This window comes from Psychrobacter pygoscelis (assembly GCF_004335015.1).
Classification (GTDB): Bacteria; Pseudomonadota; Gammaproteobacteria; order Pseudomonadales; family Moraxellaceae; genus Psychrobacter; species Psychrobacter pygoscelis.
The window spans coordinates 95723-118567 of sequence record NZ_RQRU01000005.1 but is presented as its reverse complement, the minus strand read 5'-3'; the positions used below and the strand labels follow the sequence as shown (position 1 = coordinate 118567).

At 45.6% G+C, this 22845-nt stretch carries 18 protein-coding genes and 1 tRNA gene; 7 read left to right on the top strand and 12 right to left on the bottom strand.

What is annotated here, in order from left to right; all coding sequences use genetic code 11:
* Window positions 1-44 precede the first annotated feature (44 nt).
* Window positions 45-1535 (bottom strand): prephenate-dependent tRNA uridine(34) hydroxylase TrhP, encoded by a 1491-nt coding sequence (gene trhP / locus EGV92_RS11295; protein WP_131669386.1) that lies wholly within the window; start codon window positions 1533-1535, stop codon window positions 45-47.
* Between the two features lie 633 nt (window positions 1536-2168).
* Window positions 2169-2259, bottom strand: a tRNA-Ser gene (locus EGV92_RS11290).
* 397 nt (window positions 2260-2656) lie between these two features.
* Here EGV92_RS11290 and EGV92_RS11285 point away from each other — a divergent pair.
* The 3 genes from EGV92_RS11285 (at window position 2657) to EGV92_RS11275 (ending at window position 4931) form a co-directional block, all read left to right on the top strand.
* Window positions 2657-3643 carry a DNA/RNA non-specific endonuclease gene (locus EGV92_RS11285; protein ID WP_423227913.1) on the top strand — a complete coding sequence of 329 codons (987 nt, stop codon included), beginning with the start codon at window positions 2657-2659 and terminating at the stop codon, window positions 3641-3643.
* A gap of 363 nt (window positions 3644-4006) precedes the next feature.
* Window positions 4007-4300 (top strand): hypothetical protein, encoded by a 294-nt coding sequence (locus EGV92_RS11280; protein WP_131669385.1) that lies wholly within the window; start codon window positions 4007-4009, stop codon window positions 4298-4300.
* Between the two features lie 244 nt (window positions 4301-4544).
* A complete protein-coding gene (locus EGV92_RS11275; RefSeq protein ID WP_131669384.1) occupies window positions 4545-4931 on the top strand; it encodes a DUF2147 domain-containing protein in 387 nt (128 codons plus the stop codon).
* Window positions 4932-5194: 263 nt separating this feature from the next.
* Here EGV92_RS11275 and EGV92_RS11270 read toward each other — a convergent pair whose 3' ends face one another.
* The 4 genes from EGV92_RS11270 to EGV92_RS11255 form a co-directional block, all read right to left on the bottom strand.
* Window positions 5195-6457, bottom strand: a complete 1263-nt coding sequence (locus EGV92_RS11270) for an ammonium transporter (protein WP_131669383.1) — start codon at window positions 6455-6457, stop codon at window positions 5195-5197.
* A 76-nt stretch (window positions 6458-6533) separates the two neighbouring features.
* Complete coding sequence (locus EGV92_RS11265) at window positions 6534-6872, bottom strand: P-II family nitrogen regulator (RefSeq protein WP_131669382.1); 339 nt, start codon at window positions 6870-6872, stop codon at window positions 6534-6536.
* A gap of 912 nt (window positions 6873-7784) precedes the next feature.
* Complete coding sequence (locus EGV92_RS11260; protein WP_131669381.1) at window positions 7785-8639, bottom strand: universal stress protein; 855 nt, start codon at window positions 8637-8639, stop codon at window positions 7785-7787.
* 169 nt (window positions 8640-8808) lie between these two features.
* Window positions 8809-10311, bottom strand: coding sequence for a SulP family inorganic anion transporter (locus EGV92_RS11255; protein ID WP_207401788.1), 1503 nt, complete (start codon window positions 10309-10311; stop codon window positions 8809-8811).
* Window positions 10312-11126: 815 nt separating this feature from the next.
* On the opposite strand from EGV92_RS11255, the gene murD reads away from it, so the two are divergent.
* Together murD and ftsW are read left to right on the top strand one after the other, a co-directional pair.
* Window positions 11127-12527 carry a UDP-N-acetylmuramoyl-L-alanine--D-glutamate ligase gene (murD, locus tag EGV92_RS11250; RefSeq protein WP_131669461.1) on the top strand — a complete coding sequence of 467 codons (1401 nt, stop codon included), beginning with the start codon at window positions 11127-11129 and terminating at the stop codon, window positions 12525-12527.
* A gap of 146 nt (window positions 12528-12673) precedes the next feature.
* Entirely contained in the window at window positions 12674-13867 is a 1194-nt protein-coding gene (gene ftsW, locus EGV92_RS11245; protein WP_131669380.1) for a putative lipid II flippase FtsW, read from the top strand.
* 178 nt (window positions 13868-14045) lie between these two features.
* On the opposite strand, the gene gluQRS is transcribed toward ftsW, so the two are convergent.
* The 6 genes from gluQRS to EGV92_RS11215 all read right to left on the bottom strand — a co-directional run bounded on the left by gluQRS (window position 14046) and on the right by EGV92_RS11215 (window position 19996).
* Window positions 14046-15005: a tRNA glutamyl-Q(34) synthetase GluQRS gene (gluQRS, locus tag EGV92_RS11240; RefSeq protein WP_131669379.1), complete on the bottom strand. Its 960-nt coding sequence runs from the start codon at window positions 15003-15005 to the stop codon at window positions 14046-14048.
* A 295-nt stretch (window positions 15006-15300) separates the two neighbouring features.
* Complete coding sequence (gene dksA, locus EGV92_RS11235) at window positions 15301-15741, bottom strand: RNA polymerase-binding protein DksA (protein WP_131669378.1); 441 nt, start codon at window positions 15739-15741, stop codon at window positions 15301-15303.
* 614 nt (window positions 15742-16355) lie between these two features.
* Window positions 16356-17210: a metallophosphoesterase gene (locus tag EGV92_RS11230; protein ID WP_131669377.1), complete on the bottom strand. Its 855-nt coding sequence runs from the start codon at window positions 17208-17210 to the stop codon at window positions 16356-16358.
* A gap of 254 nt (window positions 17211-17464) precedes the next feature.
* Window positions 17465-18268 (bottom strand): metal ABC transporter permease, encoded by an 804-nt coding sequence (locus EGV92_RS11225; protein WP_131669376.1) that lies wholly within the window; start codon window positions 18266-18268, stop codon window positions 17465-17467.
* Window positions 18269-18503: 235 nt separating this feature from the next.
* On the bottom strand, window positions 18504-19271 hold the full coding sequence (locus tag EGV92_RS11220; RefSeq protein WP_131669460.1) for a metal ABC transporter ATP-binding protein: 768 nt from the start codon (window positions 19269-19271) through the stop codon (window positions 18504-18506).
* A 131-nt stretch (window positions 19272-19402) separates the two neighbouring features.
* On the bottom strand, window positions 19403-19996 hold the full coding sequence (locus tag EGV92_RS11215) for a transcriptional repressor (RefSeq protein WP_131669375.1): 594 nt from the start codon (window positions 19994-19996) through the stop codon (window positions 19403-19405).
* Window positions 19997-20497: 501 nt separating this feature from the next.
* On the opposite strand from EGV92_RS11215, the gene EGV92_RS11210 reads away from it, so the two are divergent.
* Window positions 20498-21475, top strand: coding sequence for a metal ABC transporter substrate-binding protein (locus EGV92_RS11210; RefSeq protein WP_242678708.1), 978 nt, complete (start codon window positions 20498-20500; stop codon window positions 21473-21475).
* Window positions 21476-21892: 417 nt separating this feature from the next.
* Window positions 21893-22291: an ATP synthase subunit I gene (locus tag EGV92_RS11205; protein ID WP_131669374.1), complete on the top strand. Its 399-nt coding sequence runs from the start codon at window positions 21893-21895 to the stop codon at window positions 22289-22291.
* Window positions 22292-22845: the final 554 nt, after the last annotated feature.

Here is a 22845-nt window from a genome sequence, read left to right as displayed (position 1 = left end):
TTAGCATTGACATAACAGCTGTTTAGCTGCCTCAGCGGTAAGTACTAGCTGAATATTGGCTTTTCTACATTTCGCATGACCAGTGCAAAGCCTAATGTCGTCTCGTCGAGGTCTTTAAACGGATTGTCAATTTGGGCGATCCAGCCAGAGCCAAGGGCAGCTTCGATAGGATTGCCATACTTATCCCACATCTGCGCTAGCGTATAAGTAACGTTGCCCTTAGGGGTCATAATCTCAATAGTATCACCCACTTCGATCTTATTTTTGATCTCAAGTACTAGCCTACCATTTTTGATATCAATAACCTCGGCCACAAACTGCTGCTTATCGGTCTTTGAAGCGCCGTAATCATAGTTTTGATAGTCGCTATGTACATGGCGACGTAGGAAGCCTTCGGTATAGCCACGGTTGGCTAGTCCATCTAATGCTGAGATTAATGAGGTGTCAAATGGTCGACCAGCGACGGCATCATCGATAGCTTGGCGGTACACTTGCGCCGTTCGTGCCACATAATAGTGCGACTTGGTTCGGCCTTCGATCTTAAGTGAATGCACACCGATATTGACCAGCTCAGGTACCAGCTCTACTGCGCGTAAGTCCTTAGAGTTCATGATATAAGTGCCATGTTCGTCTTCGTACATAGCCATCAGCTCGCCAGGACGATTTTGCTCCTCTAGGAGCACCACGTCGTCGCTAGGTGCTTGCACAAAGTCATCACTCATGACCGTGTCACCATTGAGGTTGACCGCTTGGATATGCTGGCTATCAGTCTGGCCTTCAGCCGTAGTCTGAGGGTCAAAGGTAGCGACTGTTTGAGCACCAGTATTGATGCTTGGCGAATGAGTAACAGGCACGATATCGCCAGTTTCATTTTCGGTAGCTTGATAAGTGTTGTAATTCCAGCGGCAAGCATTGGTACAAGTGCCTTGGTTGGCATCGCGTTTATTGATATAGCCAGACAGTAAGCAGCGACCAGAGTAAGCCATGCATAGTGCGCCGTGGACGAAGACCTCCATCTCCATATCGGGGACCTCATTGATGATCTGCCCGATCTCTTTTAATGATAGCTCACGCGAGATAATGACTCGGCTCAGCCCCATTTGCTGCCAGAATTTCACTGTCGCCCAGTTGACCGCATTGGCCTGAACTGACAGGTGGATGTCCATGTCAGGAAAATGCTCGCGTACCATCATAATCATCCCTGCATCTGACATAATCAAAGCGTCAGGTTGCATCTCTATAACTGGGCGAATGTCTTCGATGAAGGTCTTAAGCTTGGCATTATGGGCTTGAATATTAACCACCACATAGAACTTTTTGCCCAAGCTATGCGCGTACTCAATTCCGCGGCGTAGATTGTCCTCATCAAAGTCATTATTGCGGACGCGTAGGCTATACCGTGCCTGACCTGCATAGACTGCGTCTGCACCATAAGCAAAAGCATACTGCATGTTTCTAAACGTACCAGCAGGGCACAGCAGCTCAGGCGTTGATGGAGTTTGCGAGGCACTAGAGGATTGAGTAGATGGGTTCATAGTGAAGACCTGTCTATTGATTAGGAGCTTGGGAGATGAGCAAGCATCGAGTAATGAGAAGAGGTTTGCAGCCTTTAGAATGTGTGATCAGACCCTACATTATAAAAGATATGCGCTAATAAAAAAATCCATCTAATGCAAGGTGTACATCATGGATTGTCTTTAGCGACTTTTTTGGGGGAGTTTTAGGCAGATGATTTGCTAAAAAGATTTTATAAAATCTTGTTTTACTATAGTCAATCCACTTTAGATTTGCCACAAAGTCGCTGGAACAAATTTACGCCCGCCTCAGTCGTCTTATGACTTCTAGCCAATAAATTTATACCAGCTACGCTTTTATTTATCAGTTTTAAATAGAATTAACTATGAAAAAAGTAATGAGATTGGGGCACTATTTTTTCGCCGAATAAATGATACAGTGTTCGACAACTTGAGATGATGGCTTAAGGTAAAAAAGACGCTAGCAACTAATGATGGTCAAATAAAGACACCAATCAATAAGAATAGGGAATAAGTTAGCAATACCAATAACTAAATAGTAGAAAAATGTGCAAAGGATAAGTTCTACAAGTAGGGCAGGTTAAGTCTAGCAGAATAAAGATAGAGGTAGGCGTTATAGGTAGGGTCAGCAATTGGCGGTGAAGGAGGGATTCGAACCCTCGATACGCGATTAACGTATACACACTTTCCAGGCGTGCGCCTTCAGCCACTCGGCCACTTCACCATTTTGTCTTGCTTGTTTTTTAACGCTGTTGCAAGGTTGCATAGTATAGACGAAATAGTTTTAATTGTCACGATTTTGCCACCGCCCTGTCTAAAAGTGGCATAAAATAAACCAGCGAACCTATTTAATTAGTTAAGCGTTTAACTAAGACTTCAGTTAAGGACTGGTCTCAGAGCTTAGCTCAATACGCAACTAAAACCAATATTGGGTAATCATAAAGAATCTTTGCACGGCAATAGCGAACTTGCTACGATAGTGACTTTTCGTCATATTGATGCTTATATCATCTACTTGACTGTCATCTACTTGACGCTTCTATCTCTCTTATGTCTGTTGCTTCTTAGAGCAATCTATTTATGTCAGCTTGTTCTTCTCCTACTATCAAAAAGGGTAACCGTTGTCTGTTAATTTGCGATCAATAAGTTTTAATTCAGTGTTGGCACTGGGCCTAGTATTGAGGCTAGGGTCGCGGCGGACCAGTGATCATCGAGATGGGCAAGCCTTGATAGCGCTGCGCTGGCTCTACAATTGGAGTATGGGGCTGGGTCTCGTATTATTGTCTGTTAGTGGTCATGCCGATTTTGATGCTTGCCAAGACTCTTTCTATGCAGGTACAGCGCCAGACTATCTCAATACCAAAATAACCAAAAATACCTACCCACTGTGCTTTGATGGCTTTGCGACCATGTACTCTGGGGTTTCGCGCACGCCACTATGGTCAGCGGAGTATCTGACGCGGCGTAGACTGACCCAAGCCGATACGATTCCTCGGGAAGATAGCTTCCATGAAGAGAGTAGGCTGCCTGCATCTGTTCGCGCCGAATTGAAAGACTATTCAAACTCAGGTTACGATCGTGGTCATATCGCGCCCAATGCTGATATGGCCAATGTCAGTCAGCAGTACGACAGCTTTAGCCTTGCTAATATTGCGCCGCAGTCTCCACGCAATAACCGCTATGTTTGGCGCAATCTTGAGTCTGCCACTCGCTATTTGACCAAGCAATATGGTGAGGTATACACCGTGACAGGTGTGGCGTTTACCAGTAAGCGACTAAAAAAGATTGGTTCGGGTGTGCTGGTGCCCAGTCACTTCTATAAGGCCGTCTATATCCCTGCGATTGGTCAAGCTGGTGTCTATTATGCCCCTAATGATGAGTCTGAGCGAATTGAAATCATTAGTGTGGATGAGCTGGCTTTACGCACCGGTGTCGATGTCATGCCAGCGATAGCTGCCACTGCTAAGTCAGAAGCCTTTGAGCTACCGATGAAAGCGGGGAAGACGACCGCGGATATGGAGCAAACTGAGTCTGCGCAGGAGCAGCCTTGGTGGCTGCTGCTGATTATGGAGATTATTTATTGGCTCATCGATCAGCTGCGTCAGTAAAGCGGCCTTGAAGTCACAATGGTAGCTATAGGCAAACAACATTAAACTTAGTAAAGACTGGCTATCAATAATAGTTCATACAGAATAGTTTATGCAGCCTCAGCTATGTCACGATGGTGAGCCAAAAAACTTATATCACTGACTTGCGCCATATTAGCTTTAGACAGCATTGTCCTAGTTGCTTGACTATGGACGGGCTTAACACTACTCAAAGCTTGCGTCTAGACTGAAGCCTAATATCGCGCAAGCCTCTAAGACATATTGAAGTTAGTCTTAATTTAAAGCACTATGCATTAAGACACGGCTAGCCTAGGTCATCCCGATACGCTAAAGTTACCCTTAATCACCAGTTAGGAGCTGCTAATGATAACGCCTTTTGCCAATGATAGTGAGAGTATGCAGATTGGGGAGCTGATCATTGAAAACCAACAAGATAAAGTCACTATCTATGGCGATATCGACATCTACCATAGTACTGAAGGGCTGGCGCAAGCTAGGCAACTACAGGAGCTAATGACCAAAATAGTCGATAAGCTCTCAGCCGACAATCAAGCGTCAAAATTAAGCAAAGCGCCTACAGGTAAGCTCGGGATAGCCGGTAAAGATAGTGCTCAAACTGATGCTGATAGTGAGCAGATTGATAACCCATTTTTATGATACCTTGCTAAAAATCACTATTATAGAAATAATTCGCTATAAAAAAATAACTATCAATAATTATTTATTTCCTTATAATCATAGCTATATGCTCTTTAAAACCATTATTAATAGAGTGACTTAGCAAAAGCTAAAAGCTATCTGGCGATATTCACTGCCACTATTAATGATAGAAGTCAGAGAGTAGGAAGCGCGGTATTAATGAGTTAATATGGCGTATGATTGACACGAATGGAGTCGAAACATGAAATTATTTACAAAGTCTGCGTTAGCAGTTGCGGGTATTAGTATGGCCACGATGGCGATGGCAGCTGACCCTATTGTTGGTAACTGGCAGACCTTTGATGACGATGGCAAAACCCCCAAAGGTGTGGTCAAAGTTACTGAATCAAATGGTGTATTTACCGGTAAGCTGGTTAGTACAGTCAAGCCAGAAGGCAAAAAATACGTCGGCATGACGATTATTCAAGGCTTAAAAGCTGACGGTGGCGGGAAATATAGCGGTGGTAAAATCACTGACCCACAAAAAGATAAGTCTTATCGTATGACTGCCGCTATCAATGGCAATACCATGAAGCTTAAAGGTTACCTAGGACCATTCTCACGTAGCCAAGTTTGGAAGAAGCAATAATCTGCTAAAGTCATTTTTTGTGTGACACGCTTCTAATGAGCTAGTAGCAGTGACAATTAACCCACATGACCTACTGGTTCTGTGGGTTTTTTAGTGAATATAGAACCAAAATTAGGCTCAGGCGATAATAAAGGCTGAATAATAGGCCGCTTAGGATATTGATTTACTAAATAACGGTACTTTCACTTAACTGATAAGATAAAAAAGGAGCACTAGGCTCCTTTTTTGCTTTTTGCTATCAGGCTTAATGAGTGGTTAGAAAGCTATTTAACGAACTCTGGATAAGCCTCTTGACCACATTCAGACAAGTCAGCCCCTTCATATTCTTCTTCTTCGGTGATGCGAATCCCAAAGACTGCTTTTAAGATGCTCCATACGACTAAGCTACAGATAAATACCCAGAAGAAGATAACTGCTGCACCCGTTATCTGACCGATGAAGGTAGACTCAGGGTTGGTCAATGGGACGATGAGGAGTCCGAATAGGCCCACAACTCCATGTACTGAGATAGCACCGACCGGGTCATCGATCTTCAACTTATCTATCGCGAGAATGGACATAACCACGATAATACCAGCTATCATGCCGAATATGGTTGCAAGAAGTGGCGTAGGCGTTAAAGGCTCAGCGGTAATAGCCACTAGACCGGCCAATGCACCGTTAAGTAGCATGGTCAAATCCGCCCGACCAAAGATTAGGCGAGCCAGAATTAGAGCGCCAATAGCACCGCCTGCAGCGGCGGCATTGGTATTTAGAAATACCAGCGCCACCGAATTAGCACTGGCGATATCGCCAAGCTTGAGAACAGAGCCACCATTGAAGCCGAACCAACCCATCCAAAGGATGAAAGTACCGAGTGTGGCGAGTGGTAGATTAGCACCAGGGATGGCACGGATCTCACCGTTTTTACCATATTTGCCTTTACGCGCACCCAGCAGTATGACACCTGCTAATGCAGCAGCAGCACCTGCTAAATGGACGATACCGGAGCCTGCAAAATCAGAGAAGCCCATATCGCCTAAGTTAAATAGGCCAAACACATCGTTACCACCCCAAGTCCAGCTGCCTTCCATAGGGTAGATAAAGCCGGTCATGACGATAGCAAAGGCGAAAAATGCCCAAAGACGCATACGTTCGGCGACCGCGCCGGATACGATGGACATACACGTCGCGACAAACACCACTTGGAAGAAAAAGTCAGAAGCGGAGGAATAGACAGAATCGCCAGTGAAGCCATTCTCAGTGGAGGCTGCTAGCGCGTCAGCTACGATAGTCTCGCCACCGGAGATACCATCTAAGAAGAAGCCGCCACCATACATAAAGCTGTAGCCACAGATGAGATACATAGTACAGGCAATGGCGTAAAGACCGACGTTCTTGGTGAGAATCTCAGTGGTGTTTTTGGCACGGACCAAGCCCGCCTCTAGCATGGCAAAGCCTGCAGCCATCCACATGACTAGCGCGCCGCAGATTAGGAAGTAAAAGGTGTCTAGTGCGTACTGCAGCTCGAAAATTTGATTTTGCATTTAAATTCCCCCTTGAATATATAATGCAGATACTGTCAAAACGACAGAGTGGGTTAATAACCCCTATGGACAGAGCTTAGATAGCGTCTGGACCAGTCTCACCTGTGCGGATACGGATGACCTGCTCAAGTGGGGTAACGAAGATTTTGCCGTCACCAATTTTGCCGGTACTAGCGATGCGAGTAATCGCTTCAATAGCAGGGTCTACCATCTCATCAGTTACCGCAACCTCGACCTTAACCTTCGGTAAGAAATCCACCACATATTCAGCGCCGCGATATAGCTCTGTGTGACCTTTTTGACGACCAAAGCCTTTGACTTCAGTAACAGTAACGCCTTTAACACCAATTTCTGATAGTGCTTCTCGCACATCATCTAACTTAAACGGTTTTAAAATCGCAGTGATTAGCTTCATAAAAGTAGTCCTTAGTTAAGGTAATGCCAGTAATTATTGGTGGAATCGTCCATAACGACACGTACCTCTAAGCATTCAAAAACCGTGCCAATCACCCTAAGGGGGAGAAGAGTGACGGCGGTAGTGAAGGCCCAAAAAAATAAACCTCTGGCATTGAGTTGAGTAGAATGATTAAAAAGGTTAACAGACGAATTATAGCTAAAAATTGCGCGACTGGGAGCATCATCCTGTGACGATTTGCTACGAAGCAGTAACGCTTTATCTGAGGTAAAAGTCAGGCAAATCAAATGTGCTGTTATAAGCCAATGGCTATGGTTAAAGGGCTGATGGCTGATACATGGCTTGTGCTAATCTTATGACCCAGTAATAACAGGTCAATAAACGGCAGTCAGTGCTGTATTTAGCTAAATAAAAGCAATCTATACACTAGGGCTAAAACAATATTGATTAGAAATTGGTATGCAGCCTAAGACAAGATTTTAGGCCAGCAAGTCAGGATGGTTTTATTATTTGAGCGCGAGTAGCAGTATTAGGGAACTGACAATCTCTTGTAAAAAATGCCTGATATGGCTGATAAGCACCAAATAAGTGCATAAATTAAGACATTAGTTGATAATTGAACAAAGTCTTATATTTAATCTTTCCGTTACAGTAGCTTAGAAGTTTCCTGATGCTTAGGAGCAACGCTAGTAAAATGGTGCACTATCGTACGACCTAAGTTAATCCACAAGAGGAGCTTTGGGGAGAGTGGTTGAGAACAGAAGTTTTGTAGAGAGCATAGCTATACTATCTAGACAATTGCCAAGACTAATCCAGTCATCCCCTAAGTTATAGCCATTTTGCACCATTGAGTACTAATTTAGCGCCTTTAGGCCAGCTCCAAATAATCAGAGGAAGAAAGCCTAATCGCTGCTAATCTTTGGGGAATAACAAATACGGCGTTTGCATGCCACCGAGTAGCCTTTCGGTATCACTGCCTTGGAATAGCTCACGTAAGCGCGACTGTCCGAAGGCGCCGGTCATCAGTAAGCCAATGTTATGCTGCTTTTGGTAGTAAAGGATAGCGGCACTAACATCACGACTATCAATCAGTGATTTTTTACAACTAATCCCTGCCTGTTTTAGCCGTGCATAGGCCTCCCGCAAGGCGTCGCGATTTTCTGTCGTCTCTTTACCGACCATGACGATATGCAACGACATAGTGCGAACTAGAGGATTCTGGCAGAGCCAATCAAGCAGCCGATGACAAGTTGTTCGGTTGTCAAAAGCAAACAATGCTGAGCTTGGGGTCACAAATGGTGCATCAATCACCAGAATGGGGCAGTGGCTTGGGCGAATCAGTTGGCTCAGGGTAGATTTGCAGGTGACATTGCGACCGATGACCAGCAATTGTGCCACTTCATCCACGTAATCAATACTCTCTGCTAAGGTTTCATGTCGATGCAGAGAGTAGACAGAGAGCTTAGGCTGGCGCTGCTCACAAAAAGTCGTGGATTGACTTAGTAAAATCCTACCCTGAGCATTGAGTTGACTGTTACTCAGACGCTCCTCAGAGGTGAACTGATCTAATAGATGGCTTTCGTCGTCGACATTAAGACAGCCAGAGTAATTGATGGCCGTTTGCCGATGCACGCTCGGTATTGAATGTAGCAGCCCTATCGGCGCTCGTAGCCGATTTGCGGCCCACATACTAGCCTCTAGTACCGCTTGAACATAATCAGGGCAGTCTAAACAAGCAATTACACTATCAGGTCTTAAGTTACTCATAACGCAGTATCATCATTTAGCTTAAGCTAATCCAAACTTGAGGCGAATGGATAGTCTATAGGGGTTAATAGGACAAAGGAGTCAATATATTGACTCCCTTTAATTAAGCTCACTTTTAGCTGTCTTCTAATATATAGTTGTCGCTAATTAAAAAATTATTAAACAGATACTAATCTAGTAGACCAATATCTCGGCGGTCATGAATAGAGAAGCGATCAATCAAAGTGCGACTGGCGCTATTTAGCCCCACTACCTTGACATCAATACCCTCGCGTTGCAAGCGCATGACCAGCTTGTCCAAAGTATCCACAGCGGTGACATCCCAAAAATGTGCGTGAGTCACGTCAATATGCAAGCTATCTAAGGCTTCTTTGGTATCGAAGCTGCTTAAGAACTGCGAGGTTGAAGCAAAGAATACTTGCCCGTGCACATAATAATAGCGCGCGTTATTCACCTCGTCGTACTCACTATACACACTCAAGAACTGACCAATCTTGTTAGCGAAGAATAACGCTGACAATAGCACACCGACCAAGACACCATAGGCTAGATTATGGGTAAAGACCGTGGTGAGAACGGTCGCTAGCATTACGACATTAAAGGACATCGGATGGGTCTTAAACTCGCGGATAGACTGCCAGTTAAAGGTGCCGATAGACACCATAATCATTACTGCGACGAGAGCTGCCATAGGGATCTGGCTAACCCAATCACTCAAAAACACTACCATAATGAGTAGTACGACACCTGCGATAAGGGTAGACAGACGCGTCCGGCCGCCAGATTTTACATTGATAACTGACTGACCGATCATCGCACAGCCTGCCATACCGCCAAAAAACCCTGAGACGACATTGGCAATACCTTGACCTCGGCATTCGCGGTTTTTATCACTGCTGGTATCAGTCAGCTCATCGACAATCGTGGCTGTCATCATTGACTCTAATAGACCAACGATGGCTAGGGCAATAGAGTAGGGTGCTATGATCAATAGCGTCTGAAAATTAAGGGGGATATCTGGCAGCAAGAACATCGGTAAGGTATCAGGCAGGTCGCCCATATCTCCCACATTGCGGATATCGAGTCCTAGATACAGGGTGACGATGGTTAAGCCCACGATACACACTAGCGGTGAAGGAATAATCTTGCCAATTTTAGGAATTAGCGGAAACAGATAGATAATGCCCAGCCCCGCTGCTGTCATCAGATAAACAGTCAGTCCCACTCGCTCTGTGGCAGGGTTTAGTTCAGGCAATTGCGCGGCAAAGATCAAAATCGCTAGGGCATTCACAAAGCCAATCACCACGGAGCGTGAAACAAAGCGCATAAGATTGCCAAGCTTCAAGATGCCCATTACAATCTGAATAGCGCCGCACAGCAGCGTAGCGGCTAATAGGTACTGTAGTCCATGCTCAGCGACCAAGTCGACCATCACCAGCGCCATCGCCCCAGTAGCTGCTGATATCATGGCGGGTCTGCCACCAACGAAGCTAATGACGACAGCAATACAAAATGAGGCGTATAATCCCACTTTAGGATCGACGCCTGCGATGATGGAGAAGGCAATGGCTTCAGGAATTAGCGCCAAAGCCACCACGAGGCCTGATAATATATCGCCACGAATATTGGAAAACCAGTCGTCACGCACGCTATCTAAAGAAGGTATCATCATAGGAATATGTAGTCGCTGAGAAGAAATTAAAGTCTAGGAAGCTAGGTAAGTTGTTAACTGCAATTAACGTGCTTGATAACCTAGCCTGAATGCTGTGCGCTTAGTTCATTAGTGGTCATATGCTTAATTCACGCTAAAGTTGCCTTCTAGATTCACCATAAAATCCTCTGCCGAGAGTGGCTAAGCAGGAATTCTGTCTTGGCTGCTGACTGGCAGTCTAGTATATAAGCCCCTAGCTATGACGCCTTAATGTAGCCTGTTTAACGGTCTTAACTATAAAAAGCATTAATATTAGTGAAAACCATATTAATGAAAATCATCAAGGCTAATAAAAAACCATCAAGCTTAAATTGCACAATTGAAAAGCAATGGTAGTGGTTGTGCATATCATCATGCTCATGACCCTGCTGCTTCAGCAACCGTGCTAGAATATCAATAGCGTCAACTCACAAAATTAGCGTTGGCTTAGAGAAGAGTTTTTTGACAGTCTGGTAAATTGTAATTGGCGAAGTTGTCAAAATGTTGTCAGAATATAGATATGATTTCTAACTGTAATCTCTACTAAGCAGCGCTTAAAAATATAATGAAAAAATACAGCGCATCATAGCACACCAGACACAAAAGGAATAATGATGAGTCAAGACCCATCAGATGACAGTTTTGCAAAGCCAAACAGCGCCTCCGCATCCTCAGAGAAGGCATTACCTACAGTCACGTCAAGTACTCACACGGCTAGTTCACCACTAAACGCTACGCAAGTTCAGCATTGGTCGGGCGATAAGGAGGCTGCAACTGCTCCGATTGCTCAAGCCAGTATGATGATTCATAAGGGTGGCTTACAAGTGGTGATCGGTTTAGGTCAGTCGGGTCTGTCCGCCGCTAAGTACCTAAGCGAGCAAGGTTACAGAGTGGCGGTGACCGATACCAACCCAAATCCTGCCTTGGCCGCGCAGTTACCAGACGATATTACGATTCGCCAGTTTGGCGCGATAGATGGCCAACTATTACGACAAGCCAAGCGCATTATCATTAGTCCTGGTGTGGCACTAACCACCCCTGAGGTGGCCGCAGTCCGGCAAGCGGGAACGCCCGTGGTAAGCGATATCCAGCTGTTTTGTGAAGCTTGTCAGGTGCCTATTGTCGCCATTACCGGCTCTAATGCTAAAAGTACAGTGACCACCTTGGTCGGGCAAATGGCAGCAGATGCCGGTATTAATGTAGGAGTTGGTGGTAATATTGGTGTTCCCGCCTTGACGCTGCTGGCTAACCCCGACATGGCGCTAGCTGTGTTAGAGTTATCTAGCTTCCAGCTAGAGACGGTGACCAATCTAGGCGCGCAGGTCGCTTGTGTGCTCAACATGTCGCCTGATCATTTAGACCGTCACGGCGATATGCTGGGCTACCATCAGGCCAAACACCGGATATTTCAAGGGGCAAAATCCGTCGTTATTAACCGTGAGGATGCACTAACTCGGCCTTTGGTTGCGGATAATCTGCCGCGATTGAGTGTCGGAATCCACGCGCCTGATAGAGGTCAGTATGGCCTGATTACCCAAGCGGACGGTACGGTGTACCTCGCTCGTGGCACTGAGCTGCTACTGGCGGCAGATAGTCTACGCATCAAGGGTCAGCATAACCTGATTAATGCGCTTTCTGCACTGGCTATTGGTGAGCTTGCAGGCTTACCTCAAGACAGTATGCTTGCGACGCTAAAGCAATTTGGTGGACTGCCGCATCGTTGCCAATTTGTGACCAATATCAATGGCATCGACTATTTCAATGACTCCAAAGGTACCAATATCGGCTCGACTATGGCCGCGATTGATGGCTTAGGCAGCGTATACGCGCCCAAAGGTGGTAAATTGTTGCTCATCTTAGGGGGCCAAGGAAAAGGCCAGGAGTTTGGTGAGCTGACCACACTGATCAACCAGTTTGTCAGTCAAGTGCTGCTCATCGGTGAAGATGCGCAGCGGATTGAGGCAGACTTACGACAAGCTGGTCCGCAGCCTATCAGTGGAGAGGTAGGTATTCATCAGTGTGGTAGCTTGGCTGAAGCCGTTACTACCTTGTCGCAGCTAACCAAAAGTAGCTTATCACAAGTTCACGCCGTACTCCTATCACCTGCCTGTGCTAGCTTTGATCAGTTTTCAGGCTATGTCGATCGGGGTGAGCAGTTTATCAAGCTGGTTCAGTCGCTGAATGAGGCCGAATCGTAGCTCTAGCCCTATTGTCGTAGAGCTGTTAGTAGACGGTCTTTGTCTAGAAGACGCATTGGCTTGAGCTGAAGGCAGCTCTGGTAGCATAGCTATGGTCGCTGGTTTGTTAAGCTTTTTATCTTTCGCAATTTATAGATTTGATTATTATGGCGATTTCTAATTTATCTCGCTCCAAGCGAGCCTCTCGTCCATTTGCTGATAGCGATGGGGTGCTGACGAAGCCCACCGCCAGAGCTACCTTGCTCGCTAGTGTCGGCTGTCTGATGGTTCTCAGCTTACTGATGGTGGCATCAGCCTCGATTCCCTTTGCGCTCAGCAAAGGTATGTCTGAGTTGTTCTTTTTTGAGCATCAACTGATGTACATGGCCGTGGGGATAGTAGCAGCGTTGGTGACGTATCGCATCTCATTAAGGCATCTTTACCATCTCAATACTCAGTTTGGCTTGCTGCTATTAACGGCGGCCCTATTGCTTTGGACACTGTTTAGCACTCCGATTAATGGCTCAAAGCGGTGGGTAGAGCTGGGAGTATTTAACTTTCAGGTGGCGGAGTTTGCTAAGCTGGTCATGATCATCTTCGTCTCTGACTTCGTGGTGCGCCGCTCCTTTGAGGTACGTAATGGCTGGGATGGCTTCTTACGCATCTCCTTTGTCGTCGCTGTATTGACCATATTTTTATTGTTGCAGCCAGATTTTGGCTCACTAGTGGTAATCGTAGGCTGCGTATTAACGATTTTTTATATTGCTGGTGCGCCCTATAAGCAGTTTTTGTTATTGGGCGCTATAGTCGGCGGCTTGGCATTCGCTGCGGTCGTCACGGTGCAATATCGTCTTACGCGCGTCCTGTCATTCGCCGATCCTTTTGATGATATTCAAGATACCGACTATCAGCTGGCCCGCAGCCTTATTGCCTTTGGTCGAGGCGAGTTCACTGGTGTTGGCTACGGCGAGAGCGTGCAAAAGCTGTCGCATTTGCCTGAAGCACATACGGACTTTTTGTTGGCCATTACTGGCGAGGAGCTAGGGTTTATTGGCGTGGCTACCATATTGCTGTTAGAAGCATTGGTTATTGCCAGTGCGATGCGCATTAGTTACAGTGCGCTGCAGCGCAGACAGATGCGACTTAGCTACACGGCCTTCGGTATTGGTGTGGTGTTTATTGCTCAGACCATCATTAATGCGGCGATGAATATGGGGGCGATGCCGACCAAAGGTCTAACCATGCCTTTCTTTAGTTATGGCGGCTCATCTATGCTCATCAGTCTAATGATGGTGGCGTTACTGCTGAGGATTTATAAAGAGAGCCCGGAGATTGAAAAGAGCCAGTGTCGACATTACTGATAAGAATTGATAAAAAGTGATGAGAAGTATTGAAAATTTAGCCCCATACTATACCTTTGATGCGGCCAATCGAACAACGCCAGTCAATCATGATCAATGAAATACGCTTGGTCAAATGCAGTATTAAGCATAACCTGCTCATAGCCACTAGTTTAACGACTATAGGCTTTAGATCCCTTCAATCAGCGCTTAGGGCTTGCTGGCCCATTAATACGCGCAGGTCCCATTGGCTGACTGCTTGCTCAAGCATTCGGACTGGGCTATCTGGCTCTACAGCTGGCTGCTTCAATAAAATCAGCGCTAGTTGTAGTAGCTCACTTGGACGCGAGACATCTATAGGACGGGCTAGATTCTGTTTAGACAGCTTCTGTCCTTTAGCGTTGCGCATCAAGGGCAGATGATACCAGTGATTAATAGTAGGCAGCCCCGCAGCCTGCATGATACTTATTTGCGCACCGGTCATCGGTAGGATATCCAGACCACGCATGACATGGGTGATGTTTTGCAAGCCATCATCAATGCTTGCGGCCAAGATATAATTAATAATGCCATCTTGGCGTCTTACCACCACATCACCTTCTGATTGCTGAGGATTGACCCACTGTGCTCCTTGGACACCATCCATAAAGCCGATTAATGTGTTAGGAAGCTGCAACCTTACTTTATGCGACTGCCAGTCAAGCTTATGCCCTAAGCACAATCTTGGATAATGGCTAGGGTCGCTATGGTAGTGACTGGCATAAGCTTGGAGAGACTTACGCGAGCACTGACAACCATAGGCTAAAGGCGCTAGTAGGGTGGTTAAATAATCGTTATAAAGGTCGGTGCGTTCCGACTGAAAGATAACTTCTCCATCCCAGTAAAGCCCTAGCGCTTCTAAGTCTAGTAATATCTGCTCGCTAAACTGTCTATCACAGCGCGCTGTGTCGGTATCTTCAATACGTAGTCGCCACTGGCCGCCTAAAGACTTAATGTGACAATAGCTGGCAACTGCTGTGGTCAGTGAGCCTAAATGTAGCTGACCGGTCGGAGAAGGGGCGAATCGGCCGATAGGAGGGCGCGATACATCCTGAGCTACCGTGGACGGCTGAGCCGTGGAGGTATGAGACGATAGGGATAAAGGGAGAATCTGAGACATAAGCTATGATCTTACGATAAGCAAAGCGCGTAGGCTGCCTATAGTATCAGACTATATCTAGCGGGTTGGGATTATTAAATGTAAACGCGCGCCATCGATAATGGCTCAAGGCAATTAAAGTCAAAAGGCAGAGATAGGGCAAGCCACCATGACCCTGTCATATATGGCAAAAGCATAGCTGACTTGCTTTTGCCATTGGCCATTCGAGATTACGCGCTGCCAGCTAACGACACTGGATACGGTAGCTCAGCAGAAAGTCAGCTGGCGTAATAAGGGTATGAGCGCATTGAAGACGTTACGCGTGACCGAGATTTTGTCGCTCTTTCATCTCTGCTAAGGTTTTGCAATCGATACATTGGGTGGCGGTAGGCCGCGCTTCAAGGCGACGAAGGCCAATCTCGACACCGCAGGTATGACAGAAGCCATAATCGCCACCCTCAATCTCCGCAATAGACTTATCAATCTTACGGATCAGTTTGCGCTCGCGGTCACGCGTTCTTAAGGCGAGGGCGAACTCTTCTTCTTGAGTCGCTCGGTCATTGATATCTGGCATCGCGCTAGATTCATCTTGAATATAGGATTTCGTTCGATCTGCCTCGCCGATCAGTTGTTGCTTCCAGTTAAGTAGAATCTGTTTGAAATGCTCAAGCTGCTCATCAGACATGTACTCTTCATCTTTTTCAGGAGCATAGGGGGTAAACTTGATATCAGCTGGAGTGAGGGAAAGGTTACTCATATAGGGTTCCTACTATTCTCAAAAAATAATAACAAGGGTAACTTGCCTTGAAACACTTAAATAAACGAACTAAGTCCATGTTCACCAAGCGCGATTGCAAAAAAAAGCGAGCAATTATAACGCCAATAATCAGTATTGATAGCAGATACCTTCAATTCGTGACAGCAGTCAAACAGTTGAGTAGGTAAGCAGTTAACATCGCAATGATCAGCTTTATTGAGCTGCCTATTATTCAACTGTTTATGGTTTAACCGTCTATACACTTAATAAGATAGGCAAACTTTTATTTATCCATGCTCAGCGGCTAGGGTATTTTTATAGTAATCAAATTATATTAACGTTCTATCATGAACTCTCAAAATGTGGCTGTTACGACAGCTAGTCAGTAGCGCCTTAGTAGCGAGTATCGCTCATTTAACCACTAAATCGGGTGACTGTCACTTTATTAAAAATGACACCTTATTATAAACAGCGCTAAGATCGATCAAACCCTACGCCTCATTCAGAAATCAGTTCATAAACCAGCTTTTATGGCTTTTATTCACCCAGTCCGTTTAGGTTTATACTGATAAAAGCACAGGCCAAAGCCAAACACTAGTATATCTTGCCATGAGCTAATGTTGTTGCAGCCTAACTACCCAGCTATTGAACTGGCTGTCTGGCGCAAGCTGAATCCAGCGATAGCCAGGAAGTGCCTGATTGTCAAAAGCAAACTCATCTGAGCCTGGCAAAAATTGATAGCTAGTAGCAGGTGTCGTATAAATCGTTACCCCTTGGTAGCGCTCTAATTGCTGCTGATGGGTATGGCCATGGACGATAACCTTTAGCTGGGGAAATGACGCTAGTAGCTCCCACAAACTTGCTGCATTCTTAGCGATATGGGCATCGATCCAAGCCGATTGCATCGGTAATATATGATGGTGTAGTGCCAATAGCGCAGGCTTGCTACAGCGTGACAACTGCGCTTGTAGCCAAGCAAGACTATCGGCGCTAATCTTGCCCGCCACCTGACCTGGCAAGGACGAATCCATCAACAGTAGCTGCCAGTTCGTGGTCTCTATAACATGCTGCTCTAACAATCGGCTGTCTAGTGAGCGAGCTACTAAAGTGCGCTGCTCAAATGCTGTCTCGCTATCAAGCGCCGTAGCGGGTATAAGCTCATCCGTGACATCGTGATTGCCCGCAATACATGCAAAAGGGATGCCAGTACGCTCAAGGCGGCGATAGATTCGCTCATAAGTACTAGGCTTGACTTCATGGACCAGATCTCCGGTCACCAGAATTAAATCGCAGCGAACCTCCTCAGCTAAAGCTTGAGCCAATACCGCCTCGAAGTGTTGCTCACAGCTTGCCGCTTGCGAGGATTGCTGAGCATCCTCAAAGAGGTGTAAGTCAGTAAGCTGCAGTACGGTGGTAATACCATCAGCTGTTATTATCTTAGTCGGTGGTTGGTAAGCAGCAGTTATCATAAGGCTAATCGTACCTACTGGCTAAGCACAAACTACAATCGCGCGTCTAAGAAAAGAGAGTATTCAGGTGCAGTGGCAGGTATATAACGATTAATATCAACTACCTATCTGCTGTTCTCAGTCTTAATGGCTTTGAAATCTAAGCATCAATCGTGCAAATATTCGTAAACATTTATCTATTATATTGTTAGGATTGGGGAGTTTGGCTAAACTAAAGCAGGTTTATAACATATTTTTTATAGAATAACTAGAAATTATTTGACTAATCCGCGTAGCTTGCTGGTGATTAACAGGATAAAGAATATCACCGCCAATACCAGAACAATGGACAGTCCCGTTTGAATATCCAGCCAAACACTGCCCCAAACGCCAGCACTCACTCCAAACTGCGCAATGATCAGCGCTGCTACGACCATATGTTTCGGAGAAGCCGCTAGCAAGCGCGCGGATAACGCGGGTAAAATCAGCAGCCCACTGATGAGTAAGCTGCCGACGGCTTGTAGAGCAATCGCACAGAATCCTGCCAATACCCCCATAAAAAATAACCGCTGCGTGACGGGATTAATCCCTTGGATTCTCGCTAGCGCTTCATGGGTTGCCAGCTTCACTTGCGCTGACCATATGTAGCTGAGTGCGGCCAATCCTATCAATACAGCAGCCCCTAGCATGGGCAGATCGGACCAATCTCGCTCTAGTAGATTGCCAAATAAGAAGCCCAACACATTGGCTTGCTGGTCGGTCAGCTGCGTTAAGGTCAATAGCCCGAAGCACAGCAAAGTGACGGCAACGACTGCCAACACCGCATCGGCTGGTAATCGCTCATCTTCCATTAATACCAGACTGACCACCACCAAAATACTCACTAAGGCGATACCAATAGCGGATGGCAGCTGCCACCATGCGGCTAAGGCCACACCAAGTAGTGTGCCGTGCGCTAGAGCGTCGGCAAAAAAAGCCATACGCCGCCATAGTACTAAGCAGCCAAGCGGCGCTGAGAGTAGCGCCAGTAAACTTCCTGCAATCCATGCTGGGGCAATGATGGCGAGCCATGAAAGCATAATTAATAACTTCTATAATGTAAAATGTAGGAATCAAGCTATAAAAATAAAAAGCCGTGCAGCTTACCGCAGCGCATAACAGCCAAATTTAAGCTAGTGCTAGATAAAGTTTTGCCAATGCAGCAAAAAGGATATTATCTGGGCAATAGTTAAGGCCGTGGCACTGGAAAAACACTTAGCAATGTCAGCACAATTTTAGCCAGAAAATCTAGGTTAATTGCTACTATTCAATCCGCTAAATTGAGGCATGATGCTCGCATTCATGGGGCTTGTGAACATACGGCAGCTCATAATGATGACCAAATAGTTTTTGAAATTCGCGAGAGACTGCCAGCTCACTAGGTTGTCCCTCACAGCAGATATGCTTGTTAAGACAAATAACTCGGCGACTGCCTTTCATGACCCAATGCAAATCGTGCGAGACTACCAGCATGGCACAGTGCAAAAAGTCTGGCAGCTCATCTATAAACTGATATAACCATGCTTCCGTATCAGGATCTAGGCCCTGCATCGGTTCATCTAAGATTAATAAGTTCGGCTTCTCAAGCAGCGCCCTTGCCAGTAGGACGCGCTGCGTCTCACCACCGGAGAGATGCCGAAGCTGCCGCGATAGTAGCTGCCTAAGCTGTAACTGCTCATAGATAAAGGCTTGTTGGTCACTGGTAAGCTGCTGGGTATCGGCTTGTGATAATAAATCTTGTACGCGCAGCGGGAGAATGGGGGTGACGGTAAAGCGCTGTGGCACGTAACCTAAACGCACAGGCTGATGCTTGGTAATCGTACCGCTACTGACTGGTAGCAGTCCTAATATTAGCTTAGCTAGGGTGGATTTACCGGCGCCATTAGGTCCAATTAAGCTAATCGTCTCACCAGCAGCAATGTCGATGCTGACATCCTTAACCAGCTGCTGATGACCAATGCTAAAGCTGACCTTGGATAACGATAATAAAGGCGTCGATACAGCAGTATCAGCGCCGTGAGCCGCTTTATCAAAATTATGCATGACTTCGTTAGCAGCCAGCACCCCAGCAGTGGGTGTGTCTAACATAGCATTGTCGATAGGAGTGGGGGCAGTAAGCTTAGTCATAGCTACCTAAAAAGTGTAGAGAATAAAGAAAGTACTGCAAAATCAGCTTAGGAGGTGGCAGCAGGAGTTGACTGGCAAGACTGGCAGACACCACGTAGCTCAATAACACTTTGCGATACCTCAAAGCCGACGTCCTCTTTGGCATAGCTCATGACTTCTTGAACCGGCAGGCTGCTACATTCTTGCACATGCTGACAGCTTTCGCAGATAAAAAATGCGGCGGCATGCCGCGACCGCGGATGACAGCAGGGGATATAAGCATTTAAAGAAGTCAGCTGATGGATCAGTCCCTGCTGTAATAAAAAGTCTAAACTACGATAGACGGTAGGGGGTGCGACATTTTTACTTTGTGTCCCTGATTGAGCGATATTTTGCGTACGAGCCTGCTGTAGCTCAGTGATTAAGTCGTAAGCCCCAATCGGCTTTTGTGCTTGCAAGATCATTTTATAAACTTGCTGGCGCAGTGAGGTAAAGCGCACGCCATTGCTCTGGCATTGAAGCTTAGCTGCCTCTATACGTGAGGTGATGGTCTTGGGTTCAAGGTCATACACATCATGCAAGTGGGCGCAGCCTGACACGGTGTCATGCGCCGATTGGTCACTCTTCGCGGCTTGGTCAATATTCGACGGTCGGTCAATCATAGTCACTACATTGGTAAACTGAGGGTGTTCAGTGTAAGTGAAAGGTGCCTTTTGAGCAATGGTTTAACTTATAATCCAGAAGCTTACAAGTTTACGATTACTGTAGACAAACTTAGTATAATAAAATCAGTATCTTACCGCTATAAGGCCACGGTGAATAGATTTTAAAGTGGGCCGATTATAGCGTAAGCTGCTAGCGTGCTGCACAAAAAGAGTCGCTAATTAACAATAATCTAATCTCTCATCACAAAATTAGGCTCGATTAAAATTAACTATTGTTATAGTATAACATTTTATTTATTATCAGGGTTGGTTAATTGGTCTGCATTTTTGCTCCACTGCTTTGACAGCTAGTAAGTAAGAATTGAGCAAAGTTAACTTGACCGTCAGATCGACTCACCCTTCATAACGCTTAGACTTAGTTAGGCTACCCACATTAGGCCGGTATTAGCACTATCCATGCTAGAACTACCCTAGATTTATCATTGGCGAGAACAAACGATGCAAAGCACGACAGATATTAATTCATCTCTATCAACCCGCTCTTTTTTACAGCAGCGAACCACGCCGCAGCAAACGCGACCATCTACCGGTAGGCGACTATCCTTACTACCTATGGTGCGAAAGTGGCTGACGAGTGGGTCGATGATATTTACTATGTTGGCAGTGCCAATAATGCTGCACGCTGCACCTGTCAGTGTGAGCAACTATCCGCTATATTTATTGAGTAATGAAGTTACCAAAGGCGCGCCCTCTGCTAAGCGGCTATTAGAGCCAGGCGATGTCGGTCATCATGGTAGCTTGAGTCCTAGCGACATGAAATCAATCCAAGACAGTAAATATGTGGTGTGGTTTGGTGAGCCTTTAGAGCGAAATCTTGCTCAGACATTGACTCAAGCACCTAATGCAATAGCATTATTAGACTTCAAAGCCTTCGTTCGTCACCCTATGCGCGATGTTGAGGGTCAAGCCATCAAAGGCACAATAGACCCACATATCTGGCTCGATCCTGAGAATGCTAAAGCCATCACCCGGGCGCTAGCGGTCATCCATTCTCACGCTGATCCTCAGCATGCCAAGCTCTATCAAGCGAATACGCAAGCCTTCGCTCAGCGAATGGACGCTGCTGTTCAAGCTGTGAAGGATCAGCACAGTGCTATGAGCAATCAAGCGTCACCTTACTGGGCTTATCATGATGCGTACCAGTATCTGGAGTCAGCGGCAGCGATTAAGCTGGCCGGTACTTTGACTACGGATCATCACCTACCTCCCAAAGCCAGTCAGTTCCGCTGGCTTCAGCAGCACAGACCTAGTACTTCTATGTGCTTGGTATCTCAAGGAGAGGTCAGCTCAGGCATTCGCAAGAAGCTTGCACCCGTTAGTGTCACCACTCAGATTGAGGATATGAGCCAAGCGACTGACTTTGTATCAGGTTGGCAACAAATAGCAACAGATATCAATCGCTGTATCAGTGGCTAAATCAAATATTAGCGTGTGATCTTATGTCAAATCCAGCTTGGTCAACTAAGCTCACACGCTGCGCTGCCGAATGGGGCGCGGTTGTACGGCCATGAACAGTCAGTTGCTCTTATCGTTAGTAGAAATTAAAAATTATATGTAGATACTATATATAGTAGATGATGATTTTAATCAATAAGACTTTGGACAGATTATTAGCCGTTAAACAAAAGTGTCATATTTTACTTGCACCAACGGCCACCTGTCCCTATAATAAGGGCGCTTTAATTTCACTTCGGTAGCTTTATAGAAGTCATGTTAATGGATAAAAGCTATCTGTGTAGAATTGAGCGCCAAGGTCATTAGTCAGGCTTATGGCTATACAATGACTTATGGCAACTCGGGAGCTAATACCGAGCGCTACTGTAGGAATGTATAATGTCCCAGCCAGCAAAGCGTACGCAGTCAGATCAAGTACTACGCGCTATTAAAGGTCAACTTTGGGTATTATTTATTCTCATATTGCTGGCATTGTTGGTAGATATTTTCTGGCTAGATAGTCAGAAAGTTATAGCAAAAAGCTTAGCGGTAGGTGCACTACTAAGTTTTGTCTCTCAAGCCATCTTTGCTTGGTTTGTCTTTCACCGCACAGGCTATCACGCCCGTCGCACTATCGTCCATCAGATGTACCGTGGACAGATGATCAAATGGGCAGTGACACTCAGCGGTTTTATTGTCATTTTCATTAACATACGACCCTTGTCAGCGCCAGCGCTTTTCACCGGTTTTATGCTAATGCAAATAAGTCACAGTTGGATGCTTTGGCGACTGCGTTAATTAGAGGCTATAATTGATATTAAAATTATAGCTGAGCTAGCTATTTAACTTAATGAGTCGTTATCTAAGTCCACCATTCAATCACATTTTGAACTTATATTTATTTGCAGCTTTGCTAATTTGCTAGGCAATAATTTATGTGCCTGACTGTTAAGCATGGTAGTTTTGGTAATTAAAGCAATTGAGTGGAAAAGGCGCTATAAAAATATAGGCCAGTAAAAAGTGGCACTTTTGTGTGCTACTAAAGTTAATCGCGATGAGGCTAGACGGTAAATTAGCCCTTAAATTATTGATTTAGCGAGATTTTAACTGGATTTGGATAGTAAGTCACCAGTGACATAAAGATGCAGAAGTCACTTTAGGCTTACAAAGTGTAATTTACTGATAATTAACTTTACACATTTCTGCCTCTGCATTAATATAGACGACAAATTATAAATACATCTTACCTTGAGGGTAGGACGTGGTCGTTGAAGTAACTATCTAAAGTGACTAGAGCGAAGTGACCAAGAAGTCTTAGCAAACCATCAAAAGGGCAATTAATTATTATGATT

Bases quoted from the DNA above. Each gene is read 5' to 3' on its own strand.
- EGV92_RS11215 (WP_131669375.1), bottom strand. From the start codon at position 19,996: ATGATTGACCGACCGTCGAATATTGACCAAGCCGCGAAGAGTGACCAA.
- EGV92_RS11205 (WP_131669374.1), top strand. From the start codon at position 21,893: ATGTCCCAGCCAGCAAAGCGTACGCAGTCAGATCAAGTACTACGCGCT.
- EGV92_RS11225 (WP_131669376.1), bottom strand. From the start codon at position 18,268: ATGCTTTCATGGCTCGCCATCATTGCCCCAGCATGGATTGCAGGAAGT.
- dksA (WP_131669378.1), bottom strand. From the start codon at position 15,741: ATGAGTAACCTTTCCCTCACTCCAGCTGATATCAAGTTTACCCCCTAT.
- EGV92_RS11275 (WP_131669384.1), top strand. From the start codon at position 4,545: ATGAAATTATTTACAAAGTCTGCGTTAGCAGTTGCGGGTATTAGTATG.
- EGV92_RS11280 (WP_131669385.1), top strand. From the start codon at position 4,007: ATGATAACGCCTTTTGCCAATGATAGTGAGAGTATGCAGATTGGGGAG.
- murD (WP_131669461.1), top strand. From the start codon at position 11,127: ATGATGATTCATAAGGGTGGCTTACAAGTGGTGATCGGTTTAGGTCAG.
- EGV92_RS11230 (WP_131669377.1), bottom strand. From the start codon at position 17,210: ATGATAACTGCTGCTTACCAACCACCGACTAAGATAATAACAGCTGAT.
- EGV92_RS11220 (WP_131669460.1), bottom strand. From the start codon at position 19,271: ATGCATAATTTTGATAAAGCGGCTCACGGCGCTGATACTGCTGTATCG.
- EGV92_RS11270 (WP_131669383.1), bottom strand. From the start codon at position 6,457: ATGCAAAATCAAATTTTCGAGCTGCAGTACGCACTAGACACCTTTTAC.
- trhP (WP_131669386.1), bottom strand. From the start codon at position 1,535: ATGAACCCATCTACTCAATCCTCTAGTGCCTCGCAAACTCCATCAACG.
- EGV92_RS11265 (WP_131669382.1), bottom strand. From the start codon at position 6,872: ATGAAGCTAATCACTGCGATTTTAAAACCGTTTAAGTTAGATGATGTG.
- EGV92_RS11260 (WP_131669381.1), bottom strand. From the start codon at position 8,639: ATGAGTAACTTAAGACCTGATAGTGTAATTGCTTGTTTAGACTGCCCT.
- EGV92_RS11255 (WP_207401788.1), bottom strand. From the start codon at position 10,311: ATGATGATACCTTCTTTAGATAGCGTGCGTGACGACTGGTTTTCCAAT.
- EGV92_RS11210 (WP_242678708.1), top strand. From the start codon at position 20,498: ATGCAAAGCACGACAGATATTAATTCATCTCTATCAACCCGCTCTTTT.
- gluQRS (WP_131669379.1), bottom strand. From the start codon at position 15,005: ATGTCTCAGATTCTCCCTTTATCCCTATCGTCTCATACCTCCACGGCT.
- ftsW (WP_131669380.1), top strand. From the start codon at position 12,674: ATGGCGATTTCTAATTTATCTCGCTCCAAGCGAGCCTCTCGTCCATTT.